At 70.2% G+C, this 16,789-nt stretch carries 19 protein-coding genes; 6 read left to right on the top strand and 13 right to left on the bottom strand.

Features of this window, described 5'->3' with window-relative positions; genetic code table 11:
* The 3 genes from ACIBJB_RS21460 to ACIBJB_RS21450 form a co-directional block, all read right to left on the bottom strand.
* Positions 1-284: electron transfer flavoprotein subunit beta/FixA family protein (locus ACIBJB_RS21460; protein ID WP_398932680.1), on the bottom strand; the 284-nt coding region annotated here is incomplete at its 3' end.
* 226 nt (positions 285-510) lie between these two features.
* Positions 511-1,020, bottom strand: a complete 510-nt coding sequence (locus ACIBJB_RS21455) for a flavin reductase family protein (RefSeq protein WP_398932679.1) — start codon at positions 1,018-1,020, stop codon at positions 511-513.
* Positions 1,021-1,228: 208 nt separating this feature from the next.
* The gene (locus ACIBJB_RS21450; RefSeq protein ID WP_398932678.1) at positions 1,229-1,642 is read right to left on the bottom strand and encodes a TlpA family protein disulfide reductase; all 414 of its coding nucleotides are present in this window, start codon (positions 1,640-1,642) and stop codon (positions 1,229-1,231) included.
* A gap of 74 nt (positions 1,643-1,716) precedes the next feature.
* Between ACIBJB_RS21450 and ACIBJB_RS21445 the strand changes: the two genes are divergently transcribed.
* Together ACIBJB_RS21445 and ACIBJB_RS21440 are read left to right on the top strand one after the other, a co-directional pair.
* A complete protein-coding gene (locus ACIBJB_RS21445; protein ID WP_059207360.1) occupies positions 1,717-2,133 on the top strand; it encodes a DUF4395 domain-containing protein in 417 nt (138 codons plus the stop codon).
* Positions 2,134-2,315: 182 nt separating this feature from the next.
* Positions 2,316-3,044: a 1-acyl-sn-glycerol-3-phosphate acyltransferase gene (locus ACIBJB_RS21440; protein ID WP_057609733.1), complete on the top strand. Its 729-nt coding sequence runs from the start codon at positions 2,316-2,318 to the stop codon at positions 3,042-3,044.
* Positions 3,045-3,065: 21 nt separating this feature from the next.
* Here the strand turns inward: ACIBJB_RS21440 and ACIBJB_RS21435 are convergent, their stop codons facing one another.
* The 6 genes from ACIBJB_RS21435 to ACIBJB_RS21410 all read right to left on the bottom strand — a co-directional run bounded on the left by ACIBJB_RS21435 (position 3,066) and on the right by ACIBJB_RS21410 (position 8,269).
* A complete protein-coding gene (locus ACIBJB_RS21435) occupies positions 3,066-3,755 on the bottom strand; it encodes a B3/4 domain-containing protein (protein ID WP_398932677.1) in 690 nt (229 codons plus the stop codon).
* Between the two features lie 8 nt (positions 3,756-3,763).
* The gene (locus ACIBJB_RS21430; protein ID WP_398932676.1) at positions 3,764-4,336 is read right to left on the bottom strand and encodes a transglutaminase domain-containing protein; all 573 of its coding nucleotides are present in this window, start codon (positions 4,334-4,336) and stop codon (positions 3,764-3,766) included.
* 61 nt (positions 4,337-4,397) lie between these two features.
* Positions 4,398-4,910, bottom strand: coding sequence for a GNAT family N-acetyltransferase (locus ACIBJB_RS21425; RefSeq protein WP_398932675.1), 513 nt, complete (start codon positions 4,908-4,910; stop codon positions 4,398-4,400).
* Positions 4,911-4,962: 52 nt separating this feature from the next.
* On the bottom strand, positions 4,963-6,042 hold the full coding sequence (locus ACIBJB_RS21420; protein ID WP_398932674.1) for a threonine aldolase family protein: 1,080 nt from the start codon (positions 6,040-6,042) through the stop codon (positions 4,963-4,965).
* On the bottom strand, positions 6,039-6,788 hold the full coding sequence (locus ACIBJB_RS21415) for an SDR family NAD(P)-dependent oxidoreductase (RefSeq protein ID WP_398932673.1): 750 nt from the start codon (positions 6,786-6,788) through the stop codon (positions 6,039-6,041). Before ACIBJB_RS21415 ends, ACIBJB_RS21420 begins: the two co-directional genes overlap by 4 nt.
* 83 nt (positions 6,789-6,871) lie before the next feature.
* Positions 6,872-8,269 carry a DUF6421 family protein gene (locus ACIBJB_RS21410; protein ID WP_398932672.1) on the bottom strand — a complete coding sequence of 466 codons (1,398 nt, stop codon included), beginning with the start codon at positions 8,267-8,269 and terminating at the stop codon, positions 6,872-6,874.
* A 271-nt stretch (positions 8,270-8,540) separates the two neighbouring features.
* Here ACIBJB_RS21410 and ACIBJB_RS21405 point away from each other — a divergent pair, with 271 nt between their 5' ends.
* Positions 8,541-9,224, top strand: coding sequence for a glycerophosphodiester phosphodiesterase (locus ACIBJB_RS21405; RefSeq protein WP_398932671.1), 684 nt, complete (start codon positions 8,541-8,543; stop codon positions 9,222-9,224).
* 24 nt (positions 9,225-9,248) lie between these two features.
* On the opposite strand, the gene ACIBJB_RS21400 is transcribed toward ACIBJB_RS21405, so the two are convergent.
* Positions 9,249-9,785: a GNAT family N-acetyltransferase gene (locus ACIBJB_RS21400; RefSeq protein WP_398932670.1), complete on the bottom strand. Its 537-nt coding sequence runs from the start codon at positions 9,783-9,785 to the stop codon at positions 9,249-9,251.
* Between the two features lie 71 nt (positions 9,786-9,856).
* Between ACIBJB_RS21400 and ACIBJB_RS21395 the strand changes: the two genes are divergently transcribed.
* The 3 genes from ACIBJB_RS21395 (at position 9,857) to ACIBJB_RS21385 (ending at position 11,825) form a co-directional block, all read left to right on the top strand.
* Positions 9,857-10,249 (top strand): VOC family protein, encoded by a 393-nt coding sequence (locus ACIBJB_RS21395; protein ID WP_398932669.1) that lies wholly within the window; start codon positions 9,857-9,859, stop codon positions 10,247-10,249.
* Positions 10,250-10,266: 17 nt separating this feature from the next.
* Positions 10,267-10,638 carry a hypothetical protein gene (locus ACIBJB_RS21390; protein ID WP_398932668.1) on the top strand — a complete coding sequence of 124 codons (372 nt, stop codon included), beginning with the start codon at positions 10,267-10,269 and terminating at the stop codon, positions 10,636-10,638.
* A gap of 134 nt (positions 10,639-10,772) precedes the next feature.
* Complete coding sequence (locus ACIBJB_RS21385) at positions 10,773-11,825, top strand: aldo/keto reductase (RefSeq protein ID WP_398932667.1); 1,053 nt, start codon at positions 10,773-10,775, stop codon at positions 11,823-11,825.
* Here ACIBJB_RS21385 and ACIBJB_RS21380 read toward each other — a convergent pair.
* The 3 genes from ACIBJB_RS21380 to ACIBJB_RS21370 form a co-directional block, all read right to left on the bottom strand.
* The gene (locus tag ACIBJB_RS21380) at positions 11,822-14,425 is read right to left on the bottom strand and encodes a cellulosome protein (protein ID WP_398932666.1); all 2,604 of its coding nucleotides are present in this window, start codon (positions 14,423-14,425) and stop codon (positions 11,822-11,824) included. The genes ACIBJB_RS21385 and ACIBJB_RS21380 overlap by 4 nt on opposite strands.
* 125 nt (positions 14,426-14,550) lie before the next feature.
* Positions 14,551-15,090, bottom strand: a complete 540-nt coding sequence (locus ACIBJB_RS21375) for a MarR family winged helix-turn-helix transcriptional regulator (RefSeq protein WP_398932665.1) — start codon at positions 15,088-15,090, stop codon at positions 14,551-14,553.
* Positions 15,087-16,709 (bottom strand): FUSC family protein, encoded by a 1,623-nt coding sequence (locus tag ACIBJB_RS21370; protein ID WP_398932664.1) that lies wholly within the window; start codon positions 16,707-16,709, stop codon positions 15,087-15,089. Before ACIBJB_RS21370 ends, ACIBJB_RS21375 begins: the two co-directional genes overlap by 4 nt.
* Positions 16,710-16,789: the final 80 nt, after the last annotated feature.

Raw genomic sequence — 16,789 nt, 5'->3', positions numbered from 1 at the left:
CCGTGCAGGTCGTCGTCCTCGACGTGGATCGCCTTGTCGGCGCCCATCGACAGCGCCTTGCGCAGCGCGTCCTTGGCGTCCTCGGGACCCACGGTCAGGACCGTGACCTCGACGTCGTCGTCGGAGTTCTCCGAGATCTGCAGGGCCTGCTCGACCGCGTACTCATCCAGCTCGGAGAGCAGACCGTCCACGTCGTCACGGTCGACGGTCAGGTCATCGGCGAAGTGCCGGTCGCCGGTGGCGTCGGGCACGTACTTCACAGTGACAACGATCCTCAAGCTCACGCCGGCTCTCCTACTGCATCGTCATTTTTCGGCTGCCTCTTGCAGGCAGCATAGGCGCCCCAAGCGGCCGTTCCCGGTCGGGGCTGGCTGCGCTCCGACCGCAATATTACTCACCAGTACATCCAGTTCCTGCCCGCTAAGCAAGCGCTTTGAACTGTGACCTTCGCAACGCAGCGTAATCGGAACTCGACGGCCGCGCACCACAGCGGAAGGGCTGATGAGCCGATCAGTCGCGCAGGCCGTTGAACCGGCCCTGGTGGTAGAGCAGCGGTCGGCCGGCGCCGCCGTGGTCACCGAGCCGCACCTCGGCCAGCACGATGCGGTGATCACCGGCGGGCACGCGCGCGTGGACCCGGCACACCAGCCAGGCAAGCACGTCGCCGAGGACGGGTACCCCCTCGGGCCCCTCGCGCCAGGCGGTGGGCGCCCCGAAGCGGTCGGCACCGCTGCGGGCGAAGGTGGCGGCCAGTTCCTCCTGGTGCTCGCCGAGTATGTGGACGCCGACGTGTTCCGCCCGGGATATCGCGGGCCAGCTGGAGGCGCCGGTGCCGATCCCGAAGGAGAGCATCGGCGGTTCGGCGGAGACCGAGGCGAGGGACGTGGCGGTGAAGCCGACCGGACCGGCCTCCCCGCTCGCGGTGATCACGGCGACGCCTGCCGCGTGCTGCCGGAAGACGGACCGCAGGAGGTCGGGAGAGGCGACGCGAGGGGCGCCGAGGTCGGGCGTGGCCGTCATGGGGATGTCCTTCTGCGAGGAGTGTCGAGCTGGACCGTGGCTGCTCAACAAGCCGGACAGCGCGCACTCGCGGTGCGGGCGAGGTCGACGTGGACCCGTCCGAACAGAAGGAGTTCCGTAGGCATACGGTCAGGCTGACGATAGGTGCGGTGCACAGTCAAGTACGTTCCGGCATCTGGGAGATGCCTCACCGTGGGCGCAACCCGTGTCAAACCGCCTCCCCGACCGCCGCGATGACGTCCGCCTTGCGCGGCTGGCCGGTGGCCCTCCGTACGACCCTGCCGTCGGCGTCGAGGACCAGTACGGTCGGCGTCTTGAGGATGTCGAGGGCGCGGACCAGGTCGAGGTTCTTCTCGGCGTCGATCTCGACATGGGTCACGCCCGGGACCATGCCGGCGACCTCGCCCAACACCCGCCGGGTCGCCCGGCAGGGCGCACAGAAGGCGCTGGAGAACTGGACGAGCGTGGCGCGTTCGCCGAGTTCCTCGCCCAACTCGGCCGCGCCGAGCCTCTTGCCGTCGTCGCGCCCGCGCACCCGTACTCTCCCGTTCCGCCGCCGCTGCAGCACCCCATAGGCGCTCGCCACCGCGAGCACCGCCACGCACACCACAAGTCCGGTCATCACCTGCACAGCATTCACGAGACTGCAAAGATTCCCGCCTCCCCCACGTCTCCTCGTTGCGGAATGCTTGATTCATGGACATTGATGCAAGGGGGCCGCGCTTCGGCGCGGCCGTGACGACCGTCGTGCTGGCGGCCGTTCTGATCACGGGCAGTGTCTGGCTGCTGGCCTGGCAGACACTGGCGTTCGCCCTGGGCGCGGCGGGCGGGGTGGGCCGCTCGCCGTACGGCTGGCTGTTCCGCAAGGCCGTACGCCCACGGATCGGGCCGCCGACCGAGTTCGAGGCGCCGGAACCGCCGCGGTTCGCGCAGGCGGTGGGCCTCGCCTTCGCGGGTCTGGGACTCGTGGGTTACGGGATCGGACCGGAGTGGCTCGGGCTCGCGGCAACCGGAGCGGCCCTCGCGGCGGCCTTTCTCAACGCCACGTTCGGGTACTGCCTTGGATGCGAGATGTACCTGCTCGTGCGGCGGGTGACGGTACGCGCGGAGTAAAGGAGGTTTAAAAGCCCAAGGTGGATCACAGGGCGACGTGACGAGAATCTCTCGCCGGGCGGGCACCAGGACTGGCTCCCCGTCCGTTCTTGGGGCACGATCTGCGAGATGCCGTAAACCTACGGCTGCGTAACTTAATGCCGGGAGTTTCCCAGGCAGAGCAGGAAGGGCTCACCCCGCCCATGGCAGAGCTTGTCTACCGTCCCGTCGTCGGATTCGCTCAGGCGCTGTTCAAGGCCTGGGACCTCAAGATCGACTGCCGGGGTTCGGAGAACATCCCGCGCTCGGGCGGCGCCGTGCTGGTGAGCAACCACATCAGCTACCTGGACTTCGTCTTCAACGGCCTGGCCGCGCTCCCGCAGAAGCGTCTCGTGCGTTTCATGGCGAAGGAGTCGGTTTTCCGCCACAAGGTCTCCGGTCCGCTGATGCGCGGGATGAAGCACATCCCGGTCGACCGCACGCAGGGCGAGACGGCCTACGCCCATGCCCTGGAGTCGCTGCGGTCGGGCGAGATCGTCGGGGTCTTCCCGGAAGCGACCATCTCGCAGTCCTTCACGCTGAAGAGCTTCAAGTCGGGTGCGGCGCGGATGGCACAGGAGGCGGGTGTCCCCCTGATCCCGATGGCCGTCTGGGGTACGCAGCGGCTGTGGACCAAGGGGCACCCCCGCAACTTCAAGCGCAGCCACATCCCCATCACCATGAGGGTGGGCGAGGCGATCGAGGCTTCTCGGGACAAGTACGCCGGGGCCATCACGCGGCAAGTGCGGGAGCGGGTCAACGAGTTGCTGGAAGCGGCCCAGCGGGCCTATCCCGTGCGCCCCAAGGGGCCGGACGACACGTGGTGGATGCCGGCGCATCTCGGGGGTACGGCGCCCACACCCGAGCAGGTGCGCGAGGCCGACGCCCGGTAGGAGACCAGGTCCCTGAGGGCCTTACTGGAACGCCGTGGTGATCTGCGCACCCGGACTGAACTTCTCCAGCAGTTCGGCCAGTTCGCCGGCCGCCTTCTCCATGTCGGCGAGCGGCATCGGGGCCATGCCCTCCAGCAGGAAGACTCCCGAGACCGTCTCCTCCGTGAGCCTCGTGCGGGGGCCCTGGCGCCAGTTCCAGCGACGGCAGGTCACACCCTCCTCGTCCCGCCAGATCACCTCGCCGGCGTCGGGATGCTCCACGGCCTCCTCCCCTCCGACCACCGTAACGAAGTCCTCGTCGCCGGTGGCCCGTACGAGCCGCATCCCGCCCCGGATGCGGTCGAGGTCCTCGCCTCCGACGGGGACGAGGTGCGCGACACTGATCGCGTTGTAGAGGTCGACCAGGAGGTTGATGCGGGGCAGGCCCGCGTCCGACAGGGCCCTCTTCGCCAGCGCCTCCGCCGAGTTGCGGGTGCGTGACGGCTTCGAGCCGAACGCCGTGTAGACCTCCCGCCAGGCCGCCATGTGCGGGTCCTCGTGCGGAGCGCGCCCGTCCAGACGTACGGCGAGACGGCGGGCCGCTTCGTCGAGGAGGGCCGAACTGGCGTCGGTGCTGGGCCCGTTGACGAGTCCGTGGGCCTCGATGGCGAGGTGCCTGAAGCCGGGCGCGAGCGCGCGCACTTCGTCGGACACGGTCAGGGAGAGGGTCATCGGGTGCCTCAGAGTGCGGTGGGGAGTGTTTTCCAGAGGTACAGCCGGTCGGGAGCGGCCTTGAGGACGCTCAGGACGGCCGGGTGGGGTTCAGCGTACAGGACCGGGTAGTCCAGCTCGTTGGACTCCGGTTCGGGAGTGAAGGCCAACCGCTCGCCGTCGAGGGAGAACCGGGCGTCCACTCCGGGCTTGTTGCCCCGGGGGTCCTGGCGGTGCCAGGCGCCGTTGAACCGCACGGCGACCAGGCCGTGCACCACATCGAATTTCTGATAGCAGAGTGCCGTCGGGATGTCCTCGGCGCGCAGCAGGGCGGCCAGTGCGTGGGCCTTGGCGTAGCAGATACCGGTGCCCTGCTCCAGGACGTCGGACGCCCGCCAGGTGACGCGGAGATCGCCGGAGTCCTGGGAGTGCGGGATGGTGTCGCGGACGAATTCGAAAGCCAGCTGCGCATAGGCATACGAGTCGACCGCCTTCTTGGCGAGACGCGCGGCCACCTCTCGGACCATCGGGTGGTCATGGTCGATGACCTCGTCGGCGGCCAGGTATGCGGAAAGGTCAGGGGTGTTCTGGATCAGCTCCATGCCCGCAGAGCATAGGAAGACGATCAGGCCGAGGTCAATCAAATTACGGAACTCGGTATATTTATGCAGCGTAGCAATGCACGGTGACCACCTGGGACGGACTCCAGCGCTGCTCGACCGTGGCCAGCCTTGTCCAGCCCAGCCGTTCGTACAGGGCCGCCGCGGCGGTGTCGGACGCGACGACGTCGAGCACCGGATGCAGACCGTGGTGCTGAGCCTCCGCCACCACTCCGCCCATCAGCAGGGCACCGATCCCGTGCCCTCTCGCCCACGGGGCGACGAACAACCGGCCGACCACCGCGGCCTGTTCCCCGCTCGTGCCGTTCCGCTCGCTCCACAGGACAGGGGCCAGGTCGCCTTCGGCGCTGCGGGAGAGGCTGACGTGACCCGCGACACGGCCGTCCAGCTCGGCGACCCAGCTGCCCAGGGCCGCGTCCTGCGACAGCCACGCGCCGGGCCGGGCAGGCCAGTTCACCGGATAACCGTCGAGGCTGTGCACCTCCGCCAGCACCCGCACGCATGCCTCGACGTCGTCATCGGTCCTCGGCCGGACCCGGCGCTGCGTCTTGTCCACCCCGGCATGCAAGCACAGACCGCCTCCGGTTCGGTACGCGCCCAGGGCTGCCCTAGCCCGCCATCTCCTCCTTCAGTGCGGCCACGAACGTGTCGACGTCGTCCTCGGTCGTGTCGAAGGCGCACATCCAGCGGACGACGCCTGCGGCCTCGTCCCAGAAGTAGAAGCGGAAGCGTTTCTGGAGGCGCTCGCTCACGTCGTGCGGGAGCTTGGCGAAGACGCCGTTGGCCTGGACCGGGTAGAGGATCTCGACACCGTGGACAGCGCGGACGCCCTCGGCCAGGCGCTGGGCCATCTCGTTGGAGTGGCGGGCGTTGCGCAGCCACAGGTCCTTGGCGAGCAGGGCCTCCAACTGCACCGAGACGAAACGCATCTTGGAGGCGAGCTGCATCGACAGCTTGCGCAGGTGCTTCATGTGGGAGACCGCGTCCTGGTTGATCACCACGACCGCCTCGCCGAACAGGGCCCCGTTCTTCGTCCCGCCCAGGGAGAGGATGTCGACGCCGACCGCGTTGGTGAACGTCCGCATCGGCACGTCGAGGGAAGCGGCCGCGTTGGCTATGCGGGAGCCGTCCAGGTGGACCTTCATGCCGTGGGCGTGGGCGTGGTCGCAGATCGCGCGGATCTCGTCGGGCGTGTAGAGGGTGCCGAGCTCCGTGGACTGGGTGATCGAGACGACCTGCGGCATCGCGCGGTGCTCGTCGTCCCAGCCGTACGCCTGCTTGTCGATCAGCTCGGGGGTGAGCTTCCCGTCCGGGGTGGCCACGGTGAGCAGCTTGAGGCCGCCCATCCGCTCGGGGGCGCCGCCCTCGTCCACGTTGATGTGCGCGCTCTCGGCGCAGATCACCGCGCCCCAGCGGTCGGTGACCGCCTGGAGCGCGACGACGTTGGCGCCGGTGCCGTTGAAGACGGGGAACGCCTCGGCCGTGGCCCCGAAGTGGCTGCGGACGACGCCCTGGAGGTTCTCGGTGTAGTCGTCCTCGCCGTACGCGACCTGGTGCCCGCCGTTGGCCAGGGCCAGGGCGGCGAGCACCTCCGGGTGGGCCCCGGCGTAGTTGTCGCTGGCGAAGCCGCGTACCTCAGGGTCGTGGTGGCGGCGAGCCTGCGTAAAAGAGGCCTTCTGAGCGTTCACGGCTTCTCGGTCAGCCACAGACGTTTTCCGTTCACTTCGGCGGCGGGCTTGTCCCAGACACCGGCGATGGCCTCGGCCAGGTCCTGCACGTGCGTGAAGCCCGCGAACTTCGCGTTGGGCCGGTCGGCGCGCATGGCCTCGTGCACCAGTGCCTTCACCACCAGGATCGTAGCCGCGGACGTCGGCCCGTCGGCGCCCCCGGCCTTGCGGAAGGCGTCCGCGAGAGCGAGCGTCCAGGCCTCGGCGGCGGCCTTGGCGGCGGCGTACGAGGCGTTGCTCGCGGACGGTTTCGTCGCCCCGGCGGCGCTGATCAGGACGTAGCGGCCGCGGTCGCTGCGCTGCAGGCCCTCGTAGAAGGCGAGCGAGGTGTGCTGCACGGTGCGGATGAGCAGCAGTTCCAGGAAGTCCCAGTCGTCCAGGCTCGTCTTGATGAAGGTCTCGCTGCCGCGCCAGCCGCCGACGAGGTGGACCAGGCCGTCGACGCGGCCGAAGTCCTTCTCGATGTGCTCGGCCCAGTCCCGGGTGGATTGCAGGTCCAGCAGGTCGACCGGCTCACCGGTGACGCTGGCGCCGCCCGACGCGTAGCGTGCCGCGTCCACGGCCTCCGCGAGCCGCTCCGGGTCGTTGTCCGCGCCGACGACGGTCGCGCCCGCCTCGGCCAGCCGCAGCAGCGCCGCGCGGCCCGCGGGCCCGCCCGCGCCGGCCACCGCGATCACCGCACCGCTGAGAGCTCCGTTCCCCGCCATGTTCTTCGCCTCCTGAGCTGCCGCCGGAGCGGCCTGAGCAGCCGCCTCGGCGGCCTGTGCAGTGTTCCCGGTGCCGCGCTCGCTCACGCGGCGACCCGCTCGGCGTTCTCCGCAGTGATGCCCCGGGTCGAGGCGATGACACGACGAAGCTTCTTGGAGAGGGCCTCATAGAACATGCTCAGCGGAAACTCGTCCGGAAGCACGTCGTCGACGAGTTTCCGGGGCGGCAGCGACAGGTCGAGGGCGTCGGGGCCCTTGGCCCACTTGGAGCCGGGGTGCGGGGCGAGGTAGGTGGAGACCAGCTCGTAGCCGGCGAACCAGTGGACGAGCTTGGGGCGGTCGATGCCGTCGCGGTAGAGCTGCTCGATGTCGGCGCAGAGCTGGTTGGTGACCTCGGGGGCGCGCTGCCAGTCGATGAACAGCTTGTTGTCGGTCCAGCGGACGACGTCGTGCTTGTGCAGATAGGCGAAGAGGAGCTGGCCGCCGAGGCCGTCGTAGTTGCGCACGCGCTCACCGGTGACCGGGAAGCGGAACATTCGGTCGAAGAGCACCGCGTACTGCACGTCACGGGCCTGCGGAACGCCGTCCGCCTCCAGCTTCACGGCCTCCCTGAAGGCGGTCAGGTCGCAGCGCAGCTCTTCGAGGCCGTACATCCAGAACGGCTGGCGCTGCTTGATCATGAACGGGTCGAAGGGCAGGTCGCCGTGGCTGTGGGTGCGGTCGTGGACCATATCCCACAGCACGAAGGCCTCCTCGCAGCGCTTCTGGTCGTGGACCATCGCGGCGATGTCCTCGGGCAGCTCCAGGCCGAGGATGTCGACGGCCGCGTCGGTGACCCTGCGGAACCGGGCGGCCTCGCGGTCGCAGAAGATACCGCCCCAGGAGAAGCGTTCCGGCGCCTCGCGCACGGCGATCGTCTCCGGGAAGAGGACGGCCGAATTGGTGTCGTAGCCGGCCGTGAAGTCCTCGAACTTGATGCCGCAGAACAGCGGGTTGTCGTAGCGGGTGCGCTCCAGCTCGGCCAGCCACTCGGGCCACACCATGCGCAGCACGACCGCCTCCAGATTGCGGTCCGGGTTGCCGTTCTGCGTGTACATCGGGAAGACGACCAGGTGCTGGAGGCCGTCCGCGCGGTTCGCGGCGGGCTGGAAGGCCAGCAGGGAGTCGAGGAAGTCGGGCACCTCGAAGCCGCCCTCGGACCAGCGCCTGAGGTCCTTGACGAGGGCGGCGTGGTAGTCGGCGTCATGCGGCAGCAGCGGCGAGAGCTCCTGCACCGCCTCGACGACACGCCGTACGGCGGCCTCGGCGTCCCCGCGCGCGGGCGCGCTCTCGGCCTCGAAGTCGATCGACCCGTCCTTGGACTGCCATGGCCGGATCCGCTCCACGGCATCCTTGAGCACAGGCCATGCCGGGTGCTCCACCACCCTGGTCACGGGAGGAACCTGGTCCCCCGAAGCCGCCTGCACAAGAATTTCCGTCATGTCCCATCCTCCACGGGAGAAGCTCTCGTATGGAGACCGTATACATACGAGCTTCCGTCCAGCAAGAGCGGTCACGGGAAGTTATCCTGCGCAACCCAATGGTCACGGAACTTTTTCCTGCCGAGTGCCATGAACACGGGGATTCCGGGTAAGCGGGATCACTCCCCCGCACGTCACCGCGATCCCTCGTGTACGTGCGGGTCCATCACACGGCGTAGCCGTTAGGCTGCGGCTCTGCACCGAGCCGCCGTCGACGGAAGCGAGTTGAACCTTGAACTTCCTTACCATCGGTCATCGCGGAGTCATGGGTACCGAACCCGAGAACACCCTCCGTTCCTTCGTCGCCGCCCAGCAGGCCGGCCTCGACCTGATCGAACTCGATCTGCATCTGAGCAAGGACGGCGCCCTCGTCGTCATGCACGACACCGACGTGGACCGCACGACCGACGGAACCGGCCCGATCGCCGAGAAGACGCTCACCGAGCTGCGCGCCCTGGACGCGGGCCGCGGGGAACGCGTCCCGGTGTTCGAGGAGGTCCTGGACGCCGTGCGGTCGCCGCTCCAGGCCGAGATCAAGGACATCGCGGCGGCCCGGGCGCTGGCCGAGGTGATGCTCCGGCGGAATCTGGTCTCCCGGGTCGAGGTGTCCTCGTTCCACGACGAGGCGATCGCCGAGATCGGACGCCTCGTGCCCGGCGTACGGACCGCGCTCATCGGCAGCCGGTTCGGCCCCGACATCGTGGAGCGTGCCGTCGAGGCCGGTGCGGAAACTGTCTGTCTGAACATCCGCCGGCTGACCCTCGAGGTCGTCGAGGCGGCCCGCAAGGCGGACCTGAAGATCATCGGCTGGGTGGTGAACACCCAGGACCATCTGCGACTGGTGCGGGCCCTGGAACTGGACGGCGCGACGACCGACTACCCGGAGATCAAGCGCACCGGCCGCTTCACCGCGTGAACCACGTGAACCGGGGCAGGAACGTCACACCAGCGGCTTGACCAGCAGCTCGAACTGCAAATCGTCGCGCTGCGGAACGCCGAAGCGCTCGTCGCCGTACGGGAAGGGCGTCATCTCTCCCGTACGGCGGTAGCCGCGCCGCTCGTACCAGGCGATGAGGTCGTCCCGCACCGAGATCACGGTCATGTGCATCTCGGTGACGCCCCAGGTCTCCCGGGCGATCCGCTCCGCCTCCGCGATGATCACCTTGCCGAGGCCGCCGCCCTGGAGGGCGGGACTGACCGCGAACATCCCGAAGTACGCGTAGGTACCCCGGTGTTCGAGCTGGCAGCAGGCGACGACCTGGCCGTCCCGCTCCACCGTGAGCAGCCGGCTGTCGGGCGACTTGATGACCGCGAGCACACCCTCCGGATCCGTCCGCTGCCCCTCCAGGATGTCCGCCTCGGTGGTCCACCCGGCCCGGCTGTCGTCCCCGCGGTACGCCGACTCGATCAGTACGACCAGTGCGTCCACGTCGGCGTCGGTGGCGTCACGGAAGGTGAGGCCGGCGGTGGTCTCCATGGGGCACGTCTCCACTTCAGGGGCACGACGGGGGCACGGTCGAGAGTAGCGCCCCGGATAGGCTCGTCCGCATGGTGCACGTACTGAGCGGCCGCGTCCTGCTGCGGCCCACGGACCCGGAGCGTTCCCGAGTCTTCTACGGCGATCAGCTGGGCCTCGCCGTGTACCGCGAGTTCGGCACGGGGCCGGAGCGGGGCACCGTCTACTTCCTCGGCGGCGGGTTCCTGGAGCTGTCGGGACGGTCCGAGGTTCCACCGGCGGCGGACGTGCGGCTGTGGCTCCAGGTCGCGGACGTGACCGCGGCGCACGAGGAACTGCTGGCCAAGGGTGTCGAGATCGTACGGCCCCCGGTGAAGGAGCCGTGGGGGCTGGTCGAGATGTGGGTGGCGGACCCGGACGGCACACCGATCGTGCTGGTGGAGGCGCCGGCGGACCATCCGATCCGGTACCGGCCCGGAAGCTGAACGCAGCCTCTGCCGGCTTGGCTATGCTCCGCCGACCGCCGTGGCCCGAGGGCGTCCTGCGCGTGGACGTGAACGCCCCGGCCTGGCACAGGCAGCGATGGGCGGCCAGGACCGCCCTGGCGGCGGCCGCTCTCGCGGTGCTGCTCCCGCTCGGGTACGGCGGCCTCTACGGCGTGCTGCTGCTGGCGGCCGGCCTCGCGGGCGGGGCCGTCACCGCGGCGGCGGTGTGGTGGACGCTGACCCGGCGCGGCCAGGCACGCGGGCTGGCGGCGGTGCTCGCGGCCGTCACGCCCACCGTGGTCGTCGTCCTCTTCGTGGTCACCCTGGGGTGGGTGTTCGTGCTGTCGCCGGTGCTGTGGGCGGTGGCCGTGTGGTCAGGCTCTCGCTGACGCTGGTGGCGCGTCGCACCACGGCCGCGTCGCCGCCGTAGGTCACCGGTCGGCTGTGGAGTGGGTGGGTTGCGTTGAAGTGCGCTCCAGCCCCTAGCGTCGTGCGCACGACCTGCCTGAAGGGGGAACTGATCGTGCGGTACACACTGTTCGGCAAGACCGGTCTGCGCGTGAGCGAGCTGAGCCTCGGCGCGATGGTCATGGGTGAGGATCCCGCCTTCGGATCCGACAAGGAGACCAGCGCCAGGCTTCTCGACGCGTACGCCGACGCGGGCGGCAACTTCGTCGACACGGCGGACATCTACTCGGGCGGTACCTCTGAGCGCATCCTCGGCGAGCTGCTCGACGGGCGGCGCGAGGAGTTCGTGCTGGCCAGCAAGTACACCTGCGGGACCCGTGCGGGGGACGTCAACTCGGCCGGCAACCATCGCAAGAACCTCGTGCAGTCGGTGGAGGCGAGTCTCGGGCGGCTGCGCACCGACCGGCTGGACATCCTGTGGGTGCACGCCCGCGACAACTTCACCCCGGTCGATGAGGTCATGCGGGCACTCGACGACCTCGTGCGCACGGGCAAGGTGCTCTACGTCGGGGTGTCGGACTGGGCCGCCTGGGAGATCGCGCAGGCCAACACCCTCGCGGAGTTGCGGGGTTGGACCGCGTTCGCGGGTTCGCAGCTGCGCTACAACCTGCTGGAGCGCACCCCGGAGCGTGAACTGCTCCCGCAGGCAAGGGCCTTCGGCCAGGCGGTGCTGGCCTGGTCGCCGCTGGCGGGCGGGAAGCTCACCGGCAAGTACCGGCGGGGTGAGGCGGGACGTCTCGACGCCAGGGGCGACAAGCCGAACCCGCAGGAGGAGGAGGTCGTCACGGCGGTCCTGGAGATCGCCGAGCAGGGCGGCTGGAGCCCGGCCCAGGTGGCTCTGGCCTGGCTGCTGGGCCGTCCCGGCAATGTGGTCCCCATCGTCGCGGCGACCAGGGAGAGCCAGCTCGCCGACAATCTGGGCAGTCTCGACGTCCGTCTCGACGCCGACGCGGTCGCCCGTCTGGACGAGGTGAGTGCGGTGCCGCTCGGCTTTCCGCACGACTTCGTTCGGGCGCCGGAGATCGTCAAGAACATCTACGGCGACCGCTGGCAGGCCATCGACGACCGGCGCTCCGGATACCGGCGTACCGCGACCGACGTGCTCTAGAGAGGACGCACGTCAGTCTCCGTGGCGGCGAGCGGTGTCACCGTGACCTGGTCGATGACGGGGGCATGGGCGGAGCGCTGTCCGAACTCGTTCCTGGTGTCGCCGGCGAAGTCGGGGAGTTCGTCGGCGGTGAAGGTGATCGTGTTGAGGCCCGGGCGCAGGGTGACGGGCACGGAGAGGTTCCAGAAGTTGTTGAAGTGGAAGGTGGTGGGGAACAAGACGCGGTGCGCGGGGCCGCCGTTGACGCAGATGTCGGCGTGGCGGCAGACCGGGTCCGGGTTGTAGTGGGTGGAGGGGGGCTGCTCGCCGTTGGAGTAGCGGATCGTCAGCGCGTGGCGTCCGGGGCGGTCCGCCGTGACGGTCAGGGTGAGCGCGTTCGCGGGCCCGGCGCCGATGCCGTCGACTGCCTTGCCGCCGACGGCGTACGGGTATCCGGTCACCCTCGCCGTGCCGGTCAGGACGCCTTCCTCGGCGGCGTACGCGGTGCTGGGCAGGAGGCCGCGGGAAGGGGCGATGCGCAGCCGGTCGACGATCAGCCGGTCCGACGTCCCGGTGACCGTCACCTTGTTGACGCCCCCGGCCAGGAAGAGCGGTACGGCGCCGCGCTCGACGCGCCCGATCTCCTCGCCGTTGACGCTCCACACGCCCTCGCCGGGACCGAGCAGGTCGACGGTCACGGAGGCCTCGCCGTCGTCGGCCGCGTACGTCCAGAAGGTGACGGTGCCGCCTCGCGGGAGCACGGCGACTCCGGGCCCCGAGGCGCCGCGGTGGGCGTGACTGACCCGGGCGCCGCCGCCGAGGTCCGCGAACTCGGCGTCGTACAGGGCGGTTTCGTCCTCGCTCCGCAGCAGAAGGTCCAGCTTGTCGACGTCCGCGTCGCCCTTGGTGACTCCGAGGTCGGGGTCCTCGGCGGCGAGGGTGATCCGGTGCCGGCCCGCGGTCAGCTCCACCCGGGTGTCGGTGTGCCCCCACACCGCCGGCTTGTAGCCGAGCGGCAGCCGCAGTTCGCGAGGATTCTCGCCGTCGACGCGCAGGAAGACGTTGGTGGGGCCCTGCTCGCGCACCAGGTCGGCGAGATTGTGCGAGCCCGCGAACACAGCGAGGTCGTACGTCCCGTCCTGCGGCACCTCGACGTCGAAGGCGAGCACGCCGTCGGAGCCGGTGCGCAGACCGCCCACGTGGTAGCCGCCGGAGGTCGCGAACCGGTCGACGGCGGACGGGGACCCCTCGGGTCCGTTCTTCGAGTAACCGTCTCCCGTGTAGGTGGCGTCCTCGGCCTCGTACGTCCGCCTCCACCGCACCGCGGGCGGCAGGGCCACGGCCCCGTTGCCTCCCGGCGACAGGATCAGTTGGTAGGCGGACATCGCGTCGAGGCCGGTCAGACCGAGCGTCACCTTCCCGTGCGCGACCGGCAGTTCCTCGTCTCGCAGCCGCAACGGCTGTTCTGCGGGGCCCACTTGCCCCGTCCAGGGAATCTCCACGAGACGGGCGTGGACCGCGGCACCGAACACCTCCGCGTCCACGCCCTCGAAGACGACGTCCGCCGCGCCGTCCGCTCCGCCGAAGAGCGCCCGCGCCTGTCGCTTGTCCCGGTCGAGGGTGGCGACGCCCTGGAGGGTGTACTGCTCGTTGGGGTGCGGGGCGAGCACGCGGACGGTGTTACCGGTCAGCTGTCCGTAGGCGTTGTAGAGCCACCACTGGCCGTTGGCCTTGTTCGCCTCGACCGCCGAGTCGTTGAGGTTGCCGGCGATGTTCCAGTAGGCGATGTCGGCGTCGACCTTCGACTCCTCGATCGCGGCGATCCACTGGATCATCTGTCCGGGCACGGAGACGTGGTAGTTGTGCGCGTACTCGTTGATGTTGACGGACAGCGGGCCGATGCCCAACTCCCGTTCCAGTTCCCGGTACGCGGCGATGTTGGTGCGGACCTCGGCGGGCGAGGACAGTTCGTGCCAGGTGACGATGTCGGGAAGCACGTCGTGCGACTTCGCGAACCGAAGGAAGTCCCTGACCTCGGGGTACAGAATGCAGGTGTTGGGTCCGGCCACCCGCGCCTCCGGGTCAAGGTCCTTGATGAGGCGGTACGCGGCTTCCCAGGCGGCGAAGTAGTGGTCCGGCCGGGTCCGCCAGGAGACCTGGTCGTAGCTCCACTCCCCCTCGCCGAACATGTTGCCCTCGGGTTCGTTGAACGGCACGTACACGACGTGTTCCTTCAACTCCCCCAGGGTCAGCACGCGTTCGACCTGACGGCGGATCACGTCCAGATGTCCGGCGAGCCGCTCCTCACCCGTGGCCCCCGGCCACTCGTACGGAAACCCCCGGTAGAAGTCGGGCAGATAGACGTAGACGTCCTTGCCGCCCGCCGCGACGAAGGCCGGCAGGATCTCCAGGGCGTCGCCGCCGGGATGCTGGGTGCCGTCCTGGGCCTTGGTCGTCACCGTGCGCGGGTACATGCCCTCGACCACGACGCGGCTGGGCACGCCGTCGCCGTAGAGCCCGTAGAGGGTGCCGCTCGCTCCCCCGTGGAAGGGTCCGGTCTCGGTCCCGAGATCGATGGTGAGCTTCTCGGGGGCGGGGCCTTCGGCTGCCACGGCATCCATCCTTCGTTCGGCATTCCGTACGACAGTCGATGATCCGCACCGACCTGGACGAACGTAGAAAGCGCGGAGCGACCGCGTCAACAGGCAGCGGGCTTCGAAAGTTCCGAAACCGCAGGTCGGAGCCGTCAGGCGCGCAGCACTCCCAGGGTGCCCTCCAGTCGGCCGAGCAGCTCCCCCAGCCGGCCGGCGAGTTCGTCCCGCGCCTCGGGGGTCAGGACGGACAGCACGGCCGTCTCGTACGCCAGTTGCTCGGGCAGGATGCCGTCGACCAGGTCGCGGCCGGTCTCGGTGAGCCGGACGTGGGCGACGCGGCGGTCGCGGGTGTCGCCCCGGCGCTCCACCAGGCCCCGCTCGGTCAGCTGCTTGAGCCGCTTGGTGACGGCGGCGCCGGAGGAGAAGGTCTCGCGGGCCAGGTCACCGGGGGTCAGCTCGTGGCCGGTGCGGCGCAGGGCGCCGAGCAGGTCGAACTCGGGACGGCTGAGTCCGGCCCGGCGCAGGGGGGCGTCCTCGGCCTGCTGGAGGAGGGCCGCGCAGCGGTTGACGCGCCCGATGATCTCCATGGGGCCGGTGTCGAGGCCGGGGTGGACGGTCTGCCACTGCCGGACGACGGCGGCGACGGTGTCGTGCCGCGCCGGTTCCTCCGGTCGTCCGTTCGGTGCCGTCATGGGCGTGCGCCCTCCGCTCTGTGGTGCCGGATCGTCGCGGCGAGCGTACGGTGTCCGGCCTGTTCGGCGCGTACGACCCTCTCCTGCGGCAGGGCGCGCTGCCACCATTCGCCGGACGCGGCCTCGACGCCGGCCCGCAGGTCGACCAGGGCGGCGGCGAGGGCGCGGTGGGCGGAGTCCAGGCTGCCGGGAGCGGGGTGCGGCTCCGCGAGAAGGCGGGCGGCGCGTGCGCGGGCGCGTTCCGCGGCGGCCAGCGCCTGCTCGACGCGATCGCCCGCGCGCCGGTTGGTGACGGCCATGGCGGCGACGAATCCGACCAGCGCCCCGACGAGGGTGTCCACGACCCGCTCGGTGATCAGCCGGCCCGGCTCCTGGTACCCGGCGAACTCGGTGATCAGCAGCGCCATCGGGGTGACACAGATGCTCCCGAGCCAGTAGTTGCGGCCGATGAGCGCCTCGGCGCCGAAGTTGAGGGCGAGGCAGCACAGGACGAGGGCGGCGGGCCCGAGGTGGGCGAGCGGCACCACGGCGGCGAACACCAGCACCCCGACGAGGTTGCCGACGACGCGCTGGACGCCCCGGCTCCAGGTGAGGGTGACGTTGGCCTGGTAGAGCGAGGCGGCGGTGACCAGCGCCCAGTAGGGGCGGCCGATGCCGAGCGCGAGGGAGGCGTAGCCGGCGAGGGCGCAGCCCAGGGCGGTGCGCATCGCGATCGGGGCGAGCGGCCCGAGGGCACGCCACCACCGGCGGGCCGGGGCGGCGCGTTCGGCCTCCACGCCGAGGAGTTCGCTGTCGTACGCCGTCCGCGGGACCGGCCCGTTGCCGCGCAGTTCGCGGGCCCAGGCGCGCAGGCGGTGCGGGTCCGCGTCGGCGGGAGCGGCGAGGGCGACCTCGGCGCGGACGACGAGACGTTCGAGGGCCCGCCGGGTCTCGGAGCGGGCGCCGGCCGAGAGGAGGGTCTGCCAGGCGGCCTGTACGGCGGCATGGGCGGTTCCGCTCGCAGCCGGGCGCCGGTTCGCCGCGTACGCGGCTGCCGCGTTCAGCGCGTGGGCGGTGGCCCGTCGCTCCGGGCCGTGCGGCCGGAAGAGTCCGGGTGCCATGCCGACCAGCCAGGCCCAGGTGCCCGCGGCGAGGGCCAGGGCGAGGTGGCCGGGGACCTGGGCGAGGGTCTGCGGGGCGAACAGGGAGGCGGAGCTGATGAAGGTGAGGACCACATGACCCGGCGGGCCGATCCGGGTCGCGTCACAGAGCGCTTTCTGTACGGCGGCCACCAGGGCGCCGACGGTGACCAGGATCACCGCGCTGCCGGTGAGCGAGGCGGCGACCAGGCCGACACCGAGACCGGCGACCATGCCGAGCACCACCGCGGCCAGGGCGCGGGCCCGGGCCGCGTAGGGCCGGTGGTGGGCGTACAGCGCGCACAGGGACCCGGCCATGGTGTACATCGCCAGGTCGAGTCGGCCGAGGGCCAGGAGGATCAGGTTCGGCGGGGCGACCGCGACGACCACACTCAGGGCGGGCTTGAACCAGATGTCGGAGGGCCTGCCGAGGCGCAGCACACCGGCCAGGGGGAGACGGCGGGCGCGCGGGGTACCGGCAAAGGGGGTCGCACTGCTCATGAGTCAATACTTTAGCAGGTGTTTTACTCGTAAATGATAGGCCCGCGATTCCTCTGTTCTGCTGTGCTCCCTCGCACGCT

Source organism: Streptomyces sp. NPDC050759, assembly GCF_044456945.1.
Lineage (GTDB): Bacteria > Actinomycetota > Actinomycetes > Streptomycetales > Streptomycetaceae > Streptomyces.
The sequence above is the reverse complement of the archived record's forward strand: the minus strand, read 5'-3'. Positions and strand labels throughout refer to the sequence as shown.

Excerpts from the sequence above, each read along its gene's own strand:
- ACIBJB_RS21435 (WP_398932677.1), bottom strand. The coding sequence starts at position 3,755 with ATGACCCTCTCCCTGACCGTGTCCGACGAAGTGCGCGCGCTCGCGCCC.
- ACIBJB_RS21400 (WP_398932670.1), bottom strand. The coding sequence starts at position 9,785 with ATGGAGACCACCGCCGGCCTCACCTTCCGTGACGCCACCGACGCCGAC.
- ACIBJB_RS21410 (WP_398932672.1), bottom strand. The coding sequence starts at position 8,269 with ATGACGGAAATTCTTGTGCAGGCGGCTTCGGGGGACCAGGTTCCTCCC.
- ACIBJB_RS21440 (WP_057609733.1), top strand. The coding sequence starts at position 2,316 with ATGGCAGAGCTTGTCTACCGTCCCGTCGTCGGATTCGCTCAGGCGCTG.
- ACIBJB_RS21375 (WP_398932665.1), bottom strand. The coding sequence starts at position 15,090 with ATGACGGCACCGAACGGACGACCGGAGGAACCGGCGCGGCACGACACC.
- ACIBJB_RS21395 (WP_398932669.1), top strand. The coding sequence starts at position 9,857 with ATGGTGCACGTACTGAGCGGCCGCGTCCTGCTGCGGCCCACGGACCCG.
- ACIBJB_RS21415 (WP_398932673.1), bottom strand. The coding sequence starts at position 6,788 with ATGGCGGGGAACGGAGCTCTCAGCGGTGCGGTGATCGCGGTGGCCGGC.
- ACIBJB_RS21380 (WP_398932666.1), bottom strand. The coding sequence starts at position 14,425 with ATGGATGCCGTGGCAGCCGAAGGCCCCGCCCCCGAGAAGCTCACCATC.
- ACIBJB_RS21370 (WP_398932664.1), bottom strand. The coding sequence starts at position 16,709 with ATGAGCAGTGCGACCCCCTTTGCCGGTACCCCGCGCGCCCGCCGTCTC.
- ACIBJB_RS21450 (WP_398932678.1), bottom strand. The coding sequence starts at position 1,642 with ATGACCGGACTTGTGGTGTGCGTGGCGGTGCTCGCGGTGGCGAGCGCC.
- ACIBJB_RS21430 (WP_398932676.1), bottom strand. The coding sequence starts at position 4,336 with ATGGAGCTGATCCAGAACACCCCTGACCTTTCCGCATACCTGGCCGCC.
- ACIBJB_RS21455 (WP_398932679.1), bottom strand. The coding sequence starts at position 1,020 with ATGACGGCCACGCCCGACCTCGGCGCCCCTCGCGTCGCCTCTCCCGAC.
- ACIBJB_RS21445 (WP_059207360.1), top strand. The coding sequence starts at position 1,717 with ATGGACATTGATGCAAGGGGGCCGCGCTTCGGCGCGGCCGTGACGACC.